Source organism: Pseudorhodobacter sp. MZDSW-24AT (genome assembly GCF_002794355.1).
Lineage (GTDB): Bacteria > Pseudomonadota > Alphaproteobacteria > Rhodobacterales > Rhodobacteraceae > Pseudotabrizicola.
The window spans coordinates 199,332-213,433 of sequence record NZ_PGOI01000003.1 but is presented as its reverse complement, the minus strand read 5'-3'; the positions used below and the strand labels follow the sequence as shown (position 1 = coordinate 213,433).

Annotated in this window: 14 protein-coding genes; 7 read left to right on the top strand and 7 right to left on the bottom strand. The window is 60.7% G+C overall.

Annotation, left to right across the window (positions count from 1 at the left end; translation table 11 throughout):
- The first annotated feature begins 11 nt into the window (after positions 1-11).
- Entirely contained in the window at positions 12-326 is a 315-nt protein-coding gene (locus CUR21_RS04395) for a helix-turn-helix transcriptional regulator (protein WP_232622687.1), read from the top strand.
- Here the strand turns inward: CUR21_RS04395 and CUR21_RS04390 are convergent.
- A complete protein-coding gene (locus tag CUR21_RS04390) occupies positions 308-1,045 on the bottom strand; it encodes an SDR family oxidoreductase (protein WP_100195799.1) in 738 nt (245 codons plus the stop codon). The genes CUR21_RS04395 and CUR21_RS04390 overlap by 19 nt on opposite strands.
- A 61-nt stretch (positions 1,046-1,106) precedes the next feature.
- Positions 1,107-1,376 carry an usg protein gene (locus tag CUR21_RS04385; protein WP_100195901.1) on the bottom strand — a complete coding sequence of 90 codons (270 nt, stop codon included), beginning with the start codon at positions 1,374-1,376 and terminating at the stop codon, positions 1,107-1,109.
- Between the two features lie 192 nt (positions 1,377-1,568).
- Here CUR21_RS04385 and gyrA point away from each other — a divergent pair, with 192 nt between their 5' ends.
- The 6 genes from gyrA (at position 1,569) to gluQRS (ending at position 8,115) form a co-directional block, all read left to right on the top strand.
- On the top strand, positions 1,569-4,286 hold the full coding sequence (gene gyrA / locus CUR21_RS04380; RefSeq protein ID WP_100195798.1) for a DNA gyrase subunit A: 2,718 nt from the start codon (positions 1,569-1,571) through the stop codon (positions 4,284-4,286).
- Positions 4,279-4,614 (top strand): hypothetical protein, encoded by a 336-nt coding sequence (locus CUR21_RS04375; protein WP_100195797.1) that lies wholly within the window; start codon positions 4,279-4,281, stop codon positions 4,612-4,614. Before gyrA ends, CUR21_RS04375 begins: the two co-directional genes overlap by 8 nt.
- Positions 4,615-4,711: 97 nt before the next feature.
- Positions 4,712-5,416: a hypothetical protein gene (locus CUR21_RS04370; protein WP_100195796.1), complete on the top strand. Its 705-nt coding sequence runs from the start codon at positions 4,712-4,714 to the stop codon at positions 5,414-5,416.
- A gap of 96 nt (positions 5,417-5,512) precedes the next feature.
- Positions 5,513-5,863 (top strand): DUF6614 family protein, encoded by a 351-nt coding sequence (locus tag CUR21_RS04365; RefSeq protein WP_100195795.1) that lies wholly within the window; start codon positions 5,513-5,515, stop codon positions 5,861-5,863.
- A 72-nt stretch (positions 5,864-5,935) separates the two neighbouring features.
- Positions 5,936-7,267: a methylenetetrahydrofolate--tRNA-(uracil(54)-C(5))-methyltransferase (FADH(2)-oxidizing) TrmFO gene (gene trmFO, locus CUR21_RS04360; RefSeq protein WP_100195794.1), complete on the top strand. Its 1,332-nt coding sequence runs from the start codon at positions 5,936-5,938 to the stop codon at positions 7,265-7,267.
- Positions 7,255-8,115 carry a tRNA glutamyl-Q(34) synthetase GluQRS gene (gene gluQRS, locus CUR21_RS04355; protein WP_100195793.1) on the top strand — a complete coding sequence of 287 codons (861 nt, stop codon included), beginning with the start codon at positions 7,255-7,257 and terminating at the stop codon, positions 8,113-8,115. The genes trmFO and gluQRS overlap by 13 nt, the downstream gene beginning before the upstream one ends.
- A gap of 59 nt (positions 8,116-8,174) precedes the next feature.
- On the opposite strand, the gene CUR21_RS04350 is transcribed toward gluQRS, so the two are convergent.
- The 5 genes from CUR21_RS04350 to CUR21_RS04330 form a co-directional block, all read right to left on the bottom strand.
- Positions 8,175-8,723, bottom strand: coding sequence for a sarcosine oxidase subunit gamma (locus CUR21_RS04350; protein ID WP_100195792.1), 549 nt, complete (start codon positions 8,721-8,723; stop codon positions 8,175-8,177).
- Positions 8,716-11,721 carry a sarcosine oxidase subunit alpha family protein gene (locus CUR21_RS04345; RefSeq protein ID WP_100195900.1) on the bottom strand — a complete coding sequence of 1,002 codons (3,006 nt, stop codon included), beginning with the start codon at positions 11,719-11,721 and terminating at the stop codon, positions 8,716-8,718. Before CUR21_RS04345 ends, CUR21_RS04350 begins: the two co-directional genes overlap by 8 nt.
- On the bottom strand, positions 11,718-12,041 hold the full coding sequence (locus CUR21_RS04340) for a sarcosine oxidase subunit delta (protein WP_100195791.1): 324 nt from the start codon (positions 12,039-12,041) through the stop codon (positions 11,718-11,720). Before CUR21_RS04340 ends, CUR21_RS04345 begins: the two co-directional genes overlap by 4 nt.
- A 78-nt stretch (positions 12,042-12,119) precedes the next feature.
- The gene (locus CUR21_RS04335) at positions 12,120-12,548 is read right to left on the bottom strand and encodes a hypothetical protein (RefSeq protein ID WP_100195790.1); all 429 of its coding nucleotides are present in this window, start codon (positions 12,546-12,548) and stop codon (positions 12,120-12,122) included.
- A gap of 70 nt (positions 12,549-12,618) precedes the next feature.
- Entirely contained in the window at positions 12,619-13,866 is a 1,248-nt protein-coding gene (locus tag CUR21_RS04330) for a sarcosine oxidase subunit beta family protein (protein WP_100195789.1), read from the bottom strand.
- Positions 13,867-14,102 lie beyond the last annotated feature (236 nt).

Sequence of the window (14,102 nt, the reverse complement as noted above, 5' to 3'; positions counted from 1 at the left end):
CGCCCGCCGCGATGGAAGTGCAGGCCGCATTGGCGGCGAGTTTCCTCAAGGCGCTGAGCCATGAAGGGCGCTTGATGATCCTGTGCCATCTGTCGACAGGAGAAAAAACAGTGACAGAGCTGGAACGGCTGCTGGACAGTCGGCAAGCCGCGGTGAGTCAGCAACTGTCACGGCTCCGGCTGGACGGTCTGGTGTCATGTCGGCGGGAAGGCAAAGCCATTTACTACGCTATTCAAGACCCGAAGGTCAGCCGCACCATTGTTTTGATGCATGATCTGTTCTGCAAACCGGATGCGAACGGAACGCCTCAGCCGCGACCCAGATAGGGCATGTCTCGCGCCATGATCGTCACGAAGGGCATGTTCACATCAATCGGCAGGCTCGCCATATGCAGAACGGTCTCGGCCACATGCGCGACGGGCATCACAGGCTCCGGCCGGATATCTCCGTTGGCTTGAGGCATCCCGGCCGAAAAGCCCGCCGTCATTTCGCTTGCGGCATTGCCGATATCGATTTGACCGCAGGCAATATCAAATCGCCGCCCGTCCACTGCCAAGGTTTTCGTCAAACCGGTGACCGCGTGTTTTGACATCGTATACGGCACAGAGCCGGGACGCGGGCGATCCGCGCTGATCGAGCCGTTGTTGATGATGCGTCCGCCTTGCGGGCTTTGCCGACGCATCATACCAAAGGCCGCGCGCGCGCACAGAAACATGCCCGTTATGTTCACATTCGACAGCGCCAGCCAATCTTCGACAGCAATTTCGTCAATTGGCTTACCCGGCAAGGACATGCCCGCGTTGTTGAACAAAACGTCCAAACGCCCAAACGCCGATTCCAGCTGCGCGAAACCGGCTTCCACTTGCGCCGGATCGGTGACATCCAACGGAAGCACCAAGGCCTCATGCTCGCCAGCGGTCGCCCGCAATGCCTCGCCGCGCCGTCCCACCAGTGCCACGCGCCAGCCTGCCGCCAGAAAGCGGCGGGCTGTGGCTCTTCCGATGCCAGAACCGGCCCCGGTGATCAGAATGCTGCGCTGTGTCATGCCATGCTCCCCCGCTTTACCCCGGAAGCTTAGCGGGCGATTTCGTAAGGGGCCAGAGGCTTCAGTGCAGGCGGAATTCCCCTACGACATTTCGCCACTCATTCGGACCGATCAACCGCTTATGACTGAAGCGCACCGAATGCAGCGGACCTTCGATCATTTCCTGCCAATATTCGATGAACTTGAACATACGAGGATAATCAGGCGCAAGGTCATAGTCTTGCCAGACGAAGGTATTCAAAACATGACGATAATCCGGCATGCGGTAAATCATTTCGGCGGTCGTCAGCCCATAACCCTTGAGCATCAGTTCGGTTTCGGATCTTTCCATCGCGATCTCCTGCGTCATCCCCCCGAATAAATGATGCCGCACCCATATTAAAAATCAATGATTTCATGCTGTTATCACCATGACACCTCGGCTGCCAAATCCGCGGACGGGCTGGCATTGCACCCCATCCCTTGCTTGGTGTAAGGTTGCCGCAACAAGATATAGCCCCCCCGCAAGGAAGGCACCGAGCGCATGAGCGACACACCCGAAGATACTGATACCAAAGGCGAAATGCCCGAAAAGCCGGCGCATTCCGGTCCGCAGATCGACATCGCGGCCGAAATGAAGACCGCCTATCTCGATTACGCGATGAGCGTGATCGTCAGCCGCGCGATCCCCGATCTGCGCGACGGGCTGAAACCCGTGCATCGGCGCATCCTTTTTGCCATGAGTGAATCGGGCAACAGCCACGACAAGCCCTACCGGAAATCGGCGCGCCCGGTGGGCGATACGATGGGGAAATACCACCCCCATGGCGACTCCGCGATCTATGATGCCTTGGTGCGGATGGCGCAGCCGTTCTCGATGTCACTCAAACTGCTTGACGGACAGGGCAACTTTGGCTCGATGGACGGCGATACCGCCGCAGCGATGCGCTATACCGAAGTGCGCATGGACAAGCCTGCCGCCTTCCTGCTCGCCGATATCGACAAGGAAACCGTCGATTTTCAAGACAACTACGATGGCAAGGACAAGGAACCCACAGTCCTTCCGGCCCGCTTTCCCAACATGCTGGTCAATGGTGCGGGCGGGATCGCAGTGGGTATGGCCACCAACATCCCGCCCCACAACCTGGGCGAAGTGATTGATGGCACGCTTGCGCTGATCGAAAATCCCGATCTGTCGTCAGAGGCGTTGATGGAGATCATCCCCGCCCCCGACTTCCCCACCGGCGCCACCATCCTGGGGCGCTCGGGCGCGCGCAAAGCCTATCTCGAAGGGCGCGGCAGCGTGATCATCCGCGCCAAGACCCATATCGAGGAAATCCGCAAAGACCGCTATGCCATCATCATTGATGAGGTGCCCTATCAGGTCAATAAAGCCTCGATGATCGAGAAAATCGCCGAATTGGTGCGCGAAAAGCGGATCGAAGGCATCGCGGCGGTGGCCGACGAATCCGACCGCATCGGTGTCAGGGTGGTGATCGAACTCAAACGCGACGCCACCCCTGATGTGGTGCTGAACCAACTCTTCCGCTTCACGCCGATGCAAACCAGCTTTGGCTGCAACATGCTGGCGTTGAACGGCGGTCGCCCTGAACAACTCACCTTGCGGGATTTCCTCACCCACTTCATCACCTTCCGCGAAGAAGTGGTCGCCCGCCGCACCGCATATGAATTGCGCAAAGCGCGCGAGCGCAGCCATATCCTTTGCGGTCTGGCCGTTGCCGTGTCGAACGTGGACGAAGTGGTGCGCACCATCCGCGCCTCTGCCGATGCGGCCGAAGCCCGTGAGCGGTTGATGACCCGCCGCTGGCCTGCCGCCGATATCGCGCCCTATATCCTGCTGATCGACGATCCATCGCATACGATGAACGACGACGGCACCTATAACCTGTCCGAAGTGCAGGCGCGCGCCATTCTGGAACTCCGCCTGCAACGCCTGACCGCGCTCGGCGTCAAGGAAGTCACGGACGAGCTGGAAGAACTGGCCGGCAAGATCAAGGATTACCTTGAAATTCTGGGCAGCCGTGACCGGATCATGACGATCATATCGGACGAACTGCGCGAGGTGAAACAGCTTTTCGCCGTGCCGCGCCGCACCGAGATTGTCGACTGGGCCGGCGATATGGAAGACGAGGATCTGATCGAACGCGAAGACATGGTCGTGACGATCACCTCGGGCGGCTATATCAAACGCACGCCTCTGGCCGAATTCCGCCAGCAAAATCGCGGCGGCAAGGGTCTGTCGTCGATGGCCACCAAGGAAGACGACGTGGTGACCACACTCTTTGTGGCCAACACACACACGTGGCTCTTGTTCTTCACCACTGATGGTATGGTGTACAAGCTGAAAACGTGGCGTCTGCCGCTCGCGGGCCGCACCGCAAAAGGCAAGGCCATCGTCAACATCCTGCCAATCCAGCCCGGTGTTTCCATCGCGGCCCTGATGCCTGTCGATGTGCCCGAGGCAGAGTGGGAAACCCTGCAAATCGTCTTTGCCACCTCGGACGGCGATGTGCGTCAGAACGATCTGTCGGATTTCACCAACGTCAAACGCAACGGCAAGATCGCGATGAACCTGCCCGAGGGCGTGTCCTTGGTGAACGCGGCCATTGCCGATGAAAATGACGATGTGATGCTGGTCACCGCCCTTGGCCGCGCGATCCGCTTCTCCACCACCGAAATCCGTGTGTTCAAATCGCGCGGCTCCACCGGGGTGCGTGGCATCCGTCTTGCCGCCGGAGACAAGGTTGTGTCGATGGCCATCATCCGCCACTTCGAGGCCAGCCCGGAAGAACGCGAGGCCTATCTCAAGCAGCGTCGCTTAATGGCTGGCGCGCCCGAGGATGATTTGGAAACCGATGACGACGAAGAAGCGGTTCCTGCCGGCCAGTTGTCGCCGGAACGCTATGCCGAGATGTCGGCGCAAGAAGATTTGATCCTGACCATCACCGAAGGCGGCGCTGGCAAATTGTCGTCCAGCCATGGTTACCCGGTCCGTGGGCGCGGTGGCATGGGCGTGATGGCGATGGACAAAGCGATGCGCGGCGGCGCATTGGTGGCCAGCTTCCCGGTCGACCCTTCGGATCAGATCATGTTGGCCACTTCAACCGGCCAGTCGATCCGCGTTCCTGTGGAGCAGATCAGCTTCCGTTCTCGCTCTGCGGGCGGGGTGCGGGTGTTCAACGTTGGCCGCGACGAGGTTGTGGTGTCGGTTGCCCGCGTTGCCGAACAAGGCGATGAATGACCTGTGCGACCGGTTGGCGCAGCTTGCCGCCACCGGTCGAACCGTCACCTATGGGGCACTTGCACGCGATCTGGGCTGGTCGATGGGTGATTTGACCGCTGCGCTCGAACGTTTGATGGAGATCGACGCGCACCAAGGTCACCCATTGCGCGCAGCGGTTTGCGAAGGGCGTTTGTCGGGTGGTCTGCCCGCACGCGGGTTCTTTGAAAAAGCCGCGTCGCTGGGTTATGACGTCACCGCGCCAGAGAGCTTTGCCGTTTCGCATCGACGCGCCCTTTTGCAGGCCGATGCGTCATCCCCCACCGTTGCGCCACGAACACAAACCTGACAGGACTGCCAGCACACCTTTGCGATAGCAGCGCGAACATCGTAATCTCTTCCTACAGCGTAAAAATACGCACGAATAACAAAGAACTGAGGCAAATATGAAGCAGACCCTTTCCTTGGCCCTTGCGGGCCTCATGTGCGCCTCTGCGGCGCAGGCTTTTGAAGTGACCGGCGGGTCGCTGACTTTGGGTTATTCCAGCTTTTTCGGCAGCAGCGACGCAACAGACGTCAGCAAGCTTTCGTTTGGCAACTCGATGGAATTTGCCCTGACCCCAGAGATCGCCATTCAGGGTGATTTTTCCTACACCAAGCTTGATGCCACGGGGATCGACAGCTCGAACTTTGGGCTGCACGGCATCTATCACCTCACCCCCGATACCGCGCTGGGTGCCTACGTCGGGCGTGACCGGGTCGAAGGTCGCAACCTGAATTACTTCGGTGTCGAAGTGGCCCATCAATTCGGTATGATCGGCACCGATGCCTTTGTCAGCATCGCCAAAGACGGCGGCGCTGAAGGCACCGTCATTGGTTTGAAAGGGGACTACGCGTTGAACGACGCGGCCTCAATCGGCGCGCGCTTCGACCACATTAACGTGAGCGGCGCGGATGCCAACAAGTTTGCGGTGACGGGCGAAGTGGCAGCCCTTCCCGGGCTGAACCTGACCGGAGAGATTGGTCGCGCCAAGCTGGAGGGTTTCGGATCAGAGCCCTATCTTGGCTTGGGTGTCAAAGTGAACTTCGGCGAAAAGCGCGGCACCACCTTTGACAACCGCAGCATCATTGATCTCCTGCCCGGCGGCTGAGGACGACGGGGGGGGCGGCCCGAAATGGGCCCTCCCCTCGGGTTAAGACTTTGAAAATTCCCCTCGCGTATCCTGCAGCTCAGGAGGATACGCGGGATGAATCTCTATCACTGCATGATCGAACTGCGGCAGGATTGCCGCGCACTGGCCTTTGCCAAGGCGGTGGATGGCTGGATGTCCTTGCTACAGGCCCGCGGCCTGATCACAGGTTGGCGTCTCATGCGGCGCAAATTCGGGCTTGCAGCGGGTGCACATCCTGACTTTCTGCTCGAGGTGGAAGTCGAGAGTATGGCGACGCTGGAAGCGGCCTTTGCTGCCCTTGCCTCTGCCGATGAAGAGGCGGCGCGTCGTTACGATCTGATGCATCAGATGATTGCCTCGGTATCTGTCGGGCTCTACCGACCCTACCCTGACAGCACGCAGCGCGAGCGTATCGCGCTTATCTGACGCAAGCACAGTGCAGGGCTTGAACGCGCAGGATACCTTGAAAGCGCTCGGGGGCCGGGGTATCTCGGGCGCATGAGCAAAACACTTCACATCATCGGCGGCGGCATGGCCGGGTCAGAGGCGGCCTGGCAGGCCGCAGAGCAGGGCATTTCCGTGGTGATCCACGAAATGCGCCCCAAGGTCGGCACCTTTGCCCATCGCACCGGGCATCTGGCGGAAATGGTGTGCTCAAACTCCTTCCGGTCGGACGATCATGAGAGCAATGCCGTTGGTCTGTTGCACTGGGAAATGCGCGCCGCCAAGGGCCTGATCATGGCGCAAGCCGCAGCACACCGCTTGCCTGCTGGCGGCGCATTGGCCGTTGACCGAGATCCCTTCGCCGAAAGCGTAACGGCCCGGATCATGGCGCATCCTTTGATCTCCGTATCCTATGAGGAGATCACCGAGCTTCCTTCGGACGGCCACTGGATCATCGCAACCGGGCCGTTGACCTCGGGCCCTTTGGCCGAAAGCATTCGTTCTGCCACCGGCGCCGAAGCCTTAGCATTTTTCGATGCCATCGCCCCCATCGTCTACGCCGATACGGTCGATATGTCAGTGGCTTGGATGCAGTCCCGCTATGACAAAGGCGACACGCTGGAAGAGCAGACAGCCTATATCAATTGCCCAATGACGCGGGAGCAATACGAAGACTTCATCGATGCACTGCTTGCAGCCGACAAGACCGAGTTCAAAGAAGGCGAAACTGCTGGCTATTTCGACGGCTGTCTTCCGATCGAGGTGATGGCCGAGCGCGGGCGCGAAACCTTGCGTTTCGGTCCCATGAAGCCCGTGGGACTGACCAACCCGCATCAGCCCGATGTGAAGGCCTATGCCGTGGTGCAGCTGCGGCGCGATAACAAGCTGGGCACGCTCTACAACATGGTCGGGTTTCAGACCAAAATGAAATACGGCGCACAAACCGAGGTTTTCAAACGCATTCCGGGTCTGACCGATGCAAGCTTCGCGCGGCTTGGCGGCATTCATCGCAATACCTTCATCAATTCTCCCACATTGCTGGACGATCAGATGCGGCTGAAATCGCATCCGCATATTCGCTTCGCCGGGCAGATCACGGGCGTCGAAGGCTATGTGGAAAGTGCGGCCATGGGGTTGCTGGCAGGACGGATGGCCGCAGCTGAGATCCGGGGCGAAACCTTGCCACCGCCCCCCCCCGAGACGGCGACAGGCGCTCTCATCACCCATATCACCGGCGGGGCAGAGGCCAAAACCTTTCAGCCCATGAACGTAAACTTCGGCCTTTTTCCCCCGATCGATGCGCGCGGCGGACGCCGCGGCCGCAAGGATCGTTACAAGGCGTATACTGACCGCGCCAAAGCGGCCTTCACGGCATGGCTGGGCTGACGCCGAGGCAAGCGGGGGGCTTCGTCACCCGCTTCGCGCCGTCTCCGACCGGGCCTTTGCATTTGGGTCATGCCTATTCTGCTCTGCTTGCCCACGATATGGCCCGCGCGGCCGGGGGGCGGTTCCTCTTGCGGATGGAGGACACAGACAGCGAGCGCAGCAAGGAAACTTATGAAGCCCAGATCCTCGACGATCTGGAATGGCTTGGGATCGTTTGGGATGGACCGCTGCACCGGCAATCCTGCCATATTGCGGCATATAACCAGCGTCTGACGCCACTCGAGGCGCGCGGTCTGCTTTATCCTTGTGGATGCAGCCGCGGCGATATTCGCGCCGCTTTGGCCGCGCCGCAGGAAGGCGTGCCGCACCTCACCTACCCCGGCACCTGCCGTGGCCGAGACATGGCCTCGCGTCAGCCAAGCGATGCGCTCCGCCTTAACCTTGCCGCGGCGCTCGATCAGATTGCACCGCCCTGCTTTTCTGAAACAGGCCCGGCTCACCGGGGTGAGCATATTGTTGATCGAGAACAGTCCCTCTCACAGATCGGCGATGTCGTCCTGTCGCGCAAAGGCGAAAACATCGTTGCCTATTTCTTGGCTTCGGCCCTTGATGACGCCGATCACGGCATCACCCATGTCATCCGCGGGGAAGATTTGTTTGAATTCACTCCGGTTCAGGTGCTTCTGCAAAAGTTGCTCGGCCTGCCCACGCCGATCTACCACCACCACCGCCTGATCCGCGATGAACACGGCAAACGCCTTGCCAAACGCGATGACGCGCGTGCGTTGTCAAAATTCCGCACCGAAGGTGCCACGCCGCAGAATATTCGCGAGATGGTCGGCCTCTGACCTCTTTTGAAGCGCTGGACGGCCCAGATCGGCGTGGGGAAGCCCCGCCCGCCCAGACTTTAAAGTTCAGAGCCCGGCTGCGCAGATGTGCGCAAAAGCCCCATCACATAACCAGCCACCGATCGAAAACAGACCAGCGTAAAGCCACCATCTTCGCTCCAGAAGGCCGCGGCCACCTGCGCAGCGCGGCTTCGGCGCAGCTCGTTCGGCTCCAGACGGTCGAAATCCACCGGCGACAGCTTGCGCAGCACTTGATCGGCCTTACTCCCCTCGATCCGGAACACCGCGCGCGCGTCAGACACATCCACCGCCAGATGATGCTGGCCTTGCAAGGCCTGCGCGATAGCCGCGAGCCCAGAGGCCACCTCAGCATAGGGAAGGATCAGCAGAAACTCATCCGGGCTCATCCAACCCACGGCCCGGTCGCCCTGACGAAGAAGGCGGCGTTGCTCTGGCAACGCGCACCCCGTGGCCGCCTGAACCGCCTCTGCGAGGCCGGGCGTGCCAGACTTCGCGCGCAAGGTAATCATCCCCAAAGGCCCGATTTCACGCACCGAAGCGAAGCCTTCAAATGTTGCACCGCCAAGGGCGCTGACTGGATCAGACATTGGGCTTCTCCCCGTCCTTGTCATAAAACACCGTGTCCACCACCCGGGCTTGGGTCGTGCCACCGTCCATCTTGGTGAAGGTCACCACTTCCCCCATGCGCTGCGGCCCATGGCGCAGCAACCCCAAGGCGATGCCGCGGCCCAGAGTCGGAGAGTGATAGGTCGAGGTGACGCGCCCCTGTACCCTGCGCTGACCATTGGCGTTCATTCCGGTGTCCGGAATATAGGCCCCATCTTCAATCACGGACCCGTCCAAGGTTTCAAAGCCCACAAGCTTCCAACGGTCTGGGTCGGCCAGATAAGCGCGCTCCTGACCACGTTTGCCAAGATAATCGGTCTTCTTCTTGGATATCGCCCAATCGAGGCCAAGATCCTGCGGGATGATCGTGCCGTCCGTCTCGTCCCCGATCATGATAAAGCCCTTCTCGGCCCGCATGATGTGCAGCGCCTCGGTGCCATAGGGCATCGCGCCGAACTCAGCCCCGGCCGCGTGCAAGGCCGCCCAGAAAGCCGCGCCTTGGCTGGCGGGGACAGCAATCTCATAGGACAATTCACCCGAAAAACTGATGCGATAGACGCGGCAGGCAAAGCCCCCCAAACTGCCATCGCGCCATTCCATGAACTTCAGCCCCTCGCGCGACACATCCATGCCCCCCAGACGCTCAAGCACCTTGCGGGCGTTCGGACCAACCACGGCAACTTGCGCATACTGTTCGGTCACATTGGCGGTAAAAACCTGCCAATCCCACCATTCGCATTGCAGCCAATCTTCCATCCAAGCGTGGATACGGTCTGCCCCGCCCGAGGTGGTGTGGCACAGCCACGTGTCCTCATCAATCCGGGCGACCACGCCGTCATCTGACAGAAACCCTTGCTCGTTACACATCAGACCATAGCGGCATTTGCCGACCGGCAGGGTGCTCATGACGCCCGTGTAAAGCATGTCAAGAAAGCGCCCCGCATCGGGTCCCTTCACGATGATCTTACCCAGCGTCGAGGCATCCAGCAGGCCAAGGGCACTGCGGGTGTTCTTCACCTCGCGTTCCACGGCCTGATGCACCGTTTCACCGGGGCGCTGGAAGCAATAGGGGCGGCGCCAGTATCCGACCGGCTCGAAGTAAGCGCCATTCTGTTCGTGCCAGTCATGCATGGGCGTCTTGCGCAGAGGCTGGAAAATCTCGCCGCGCGCTTCACCAGCCAAGGCCCCAAGGGGAACTGGCGTGTAGGGCGGGCGGAAGGTCGTGGTGCCCACGTTGGGAATCGCGGTGTTCAGGCTGTCCGCAAGAACCGCCAGCCCGTTGATATTGCTTAGCTTGCCTTGGTCCGTCGCCATGCCCAAGGTTGTGTAACGCTTGGTATGCTCGACACTCTCGTAACCCTCGCGCGCCGCGAGTTGCACGTCAGAGACTTTCACATCGTTCTGAAAATCCAGCCACATCTTACTGCGCAGTGCAATCGGCGCGCCCTGCGGCATCACCCAGACCGGCTCGATCAAGGCCTCCGCCGGAAGATCATGAACCGGAGGCTCGTTGGCATCATAAGTGAACCCCAGAGAGTCCAACGCTGCTTTTGCCTGCCCGTCGGCATCGGCTGCTGCGTCACGCAACGCGCCATTGGCCGCACCCGCCGCCACCACCATGGCACTGCCATCGTGCGTCAAAGGTGGCCGGGACGGGTCCGGGCGGAACATCGCCTCGTCCTCATCCCAAAGAAGCTTCCCGCCACAATGGCTCCACAGATGAACGACAGGCGACCAGCCGCCCGACATGGCCACAGCGTCACAGGGTATGGTCGAGCTGGCAGCCCCCTCGCCCGCCTGCAGGCAAACCTCAATTGCCTCCACCCGTTTGCCGCCCTTGACCTTGGCAATCGCGCGCCCGGTTTCCACCCGAATGCCCATGGCCCGGGTCCGCTCGGGCAAAGGACCATTCGCATGGCTGCGGGCATCTATCACGGCGACCACGTCAAGCCCTGCCTCTTTCAAAGCAATCGCAGTGCGATAGGCATCGTCGTTATTGGTCACCACCACCGTCCGGTCACCGGGCGAGACTGCCCAGTTCACGACATAGTCACGCACAGCCCCCGCCAGCATCACGCCGGGAACATCATTGCCCGCAAAAGACAACGGGCGTTCAATGGCCCCCGTGGCGGCGATGATCTTGCCAGCACGCACCCGCCACAGCCGATGCTTCGGTCGCCCGTCACCCGGTGTGTGGTCCGCAAGCTTTTCATCCAAAAGCACATAGCCATGATCGTAAGAGCCCGCTGCCATGCAACGGAGCCGCAACGTCACGTTTTCCATCGCCTCAAGCTCTGACAGGGCGTCCTCCACCCAATCGGCAGCGGCCTTTCCATCGATAACGTCGCCATCAACGGGGGCGCGGCCGCCCCAATGGGCGCTTTGCTCCACCAGCAGGACTCGCGCTCCGGCACGGCCAGCCACACGGGCCGCCTGAAGCCCCGCCACCCCTCCGCCCACGATCAGCAGGTCGCAAAACGCATAAGCCTGCTCATAGCGATCTGCGTCACGGTCTTTCGGGGCCGAACCAAGCCCTGCAGACTGCCGGATGATCGGCTCGAAGAGATGTTTCCATGCCGCGCGCGGATGAATGAAGGTCTTGTAGTAGAACCCCCCCGGCAAGAAACGGGCCGCATAATTGTTGACGACGCCAATGTCGAACTCCAGCGACGGCCAGTGGTTCTGACTGCGTGCTTCCAACCCATCAAAAAGCTCGGTCGTGGTGCTGCGCTGGTTCGGCTCCAGCCGCGCGCCCTGCCCCAGGTTCACCAGCGCATTCGGCTCTTCCGCCCCACTGGCAACAATGCCGCGTGGACGGTGATACTTGAACGACCGCCCGACCAGCATCTGACCGTTGGCCAACAGGGCGGACGCCAGCGTATCCCCTGCGCAGCCCCGCAGGCGCTTACCGTTAAAGGAAAACTCGAGCGGAGAGGAGCGGTCGATCAGCCGGCCTCCGGATTTCAGACGCGTGCTCATGAAAAGCCCTTCCATTCTGGACGCTTGGCCTTGATCTTTGCGACGATATCCGCGGGCGGCTCTGAACTCTGCGCCGGGTAGGTGCCGAACACTTCAAGTGTTGCGGTGCAGCGCGCCGCCAGAAACCATTTCCCGCAGCCATAGGCATGACGCCAGCGCTCGAAATGAACGCCCTTGGGGTTTTTCCGCGCAAACATATAGGCTTCGAAATCCGCGTCGGAAGACCCGGGACCAAAGCGCTTCAAATGGGCTTCACCGCCGGGAGAGAGCTCGGTTTCTTCTGCTTTTACGCCGCAATACGGGCATTCAAGGATCAGCATGGCGCACCTTTAAACGAGAAAAGGGCGGGTGCCCGAAAGCACCCGCCCCTCGGTGTGAGAGAAGGTTGAGAAAAGCCCTTAGTTGCCAGTCGGCGCAGCCGGAGCGGCTTCAGGCGCAGGGGCAACAGGGTCAGCAGCGGCCGGAGCATCTGCAGCCGGAGCCGTTGCGTCAGGCGTGGTGGCAACCGGTGCATCAGCTGCGGGAGCGGTCGCATCAGGCGTGGTGGCGACAGGAGCGTCAGCCGCAGGCGCCGTGGCTGGCGACTGGATGGTGACGTTGTTGTCAACCGCTGCGGGCGTGCCAGGTGCGACGTCGTCATTGCTGTAGACAAGCGCACCGATGCCGACGGCGACGACGGCGCCGCCCAGCAGCCACGCAAACCAGTTTGTGGATTGGTGGGTTTCGCGGACATGGGTCGTATGCGTCGCTGCGCCATGCGGCGGGTTTGCCGGGTTGGTATAGCCCGGAGTGGTGGTCGTGGTGGTCGAATTATATGCGTCGGCCATTTCTGGTCCTCCTTGCAATAGCTGATTGCAAAGTGAACGCTGACGTCCCGCAACTGGTTCCCGGGGTCGATCAATGGGCAACTCCGGCGGCCACGGATTCATCGATGAAGCGGCCTTCCCGGAAGCGCCACATGTCAAACTCGGCGGCCAGCGGCCCCGGCTCTCCACGCGCCATCAAGTCGGCCATCGCCCAGCCCGAACCGGGTATCGCCTTGAACCCGCCCGTGCCCCAGCCGCAATTGATGAAGCAATTTCCAAGCGGCGTTTTCGAGATGATGGGGCTCCGGTCACCCGTCATATCGACAATTCCCCCCCACTGCCGCAGCATCTTTAGTCTTGAAATCATGGGGAAAGTTTCCACCAAGGCGCGCAGCGTCTCTTCGATGTGGTGGAACGAGCCGCGTTGGGTGTAGTTGTTGAACCCATCCGTGCCGCCCCCGATCACCATCTCACCCTTGTCGGATTGGCTCATATATCCATGCACGGTGTTGGCCATCACCACCACATCCATGCAAGGCTTGATGGGCTCGCTCACCAGCGCCTGCAATGCCATCGATTCGACGGGCAGGCGGAATCCCGCCATCTCGGCCACTTGTCCGGAATGGCCTGCCACCACGATGCCCAGTTTCCGCGTGCCGATGAATCCTTTGGTGGTCTCTACACCTGTGACCTTCCCATTCTCTGACCGGACACCCGTCACCTCACATTGCTGGATGATGTCCATGCCCATCTCGGAACAGGCCCGCGCATAGCCCCATGCCACAGCATCATGCCGCGCCGTGCCGCCCCGCGCCTGATACAAGGCTCCGAGAATCGGATACCGCGGTCCGTCGATGTTGATGATGGGCACCAATGCCTTGACGCGTTCCGGCGTGATCCATTCCGTGGCCACGCCCTGCAAATTGTTCGCATGCACCGTGCGCAGATATCCGCGCACCTCGTGATGGGTCTGCGCCAGCATCAACAGCCCGCGAGGGCTGAACATGATGTTGTAATTCAGATCTTGGCTCAGGGTCTCATAAAGGCTGCGCGCCTTTTCATAGATCGCGGCCGAAGGATCCTGAAGGTAGTTGGACCGGATGATCGTGGTGTTTCGCCCGGTATTGCCCCCGCCAAGCCAGCCCTTTTCGATGATCGCCACATTTCGGATGCCGTGGTTTTTTCCAAGGTAATAGGCTGTTGCCAGCCCATGACCCCCTGCCCCGATGATGACCGCATCATAAGACGCCTTGGGTGTTGGAGATTTCCACGCCCGTTCCCAGCCTTGATGGTGGTTGAACGCCTCACGCGCGAGGGCAAAAACGGAATAGCGCTTCATCGGAGCTGTCCTTCGGCAACGGCACACCTGATCGGGCCTTTAGTGAACCCTTAGCGCGCCCGCGCCTCAGCCCCAAGCGGCACAACAGGGAAAATTGCGACATCCCTGCCCTTTGAAGGGAGTCCCGGCAATCCGCCCGGCCTCACATTGGCGTGACGCGCGCGAACCGTAGCCCCGCCTGCGGCCAATTCCCGCCTTTTGTCCGCCTGCCGAAGGCCTTACATGAGGAGAAAGGC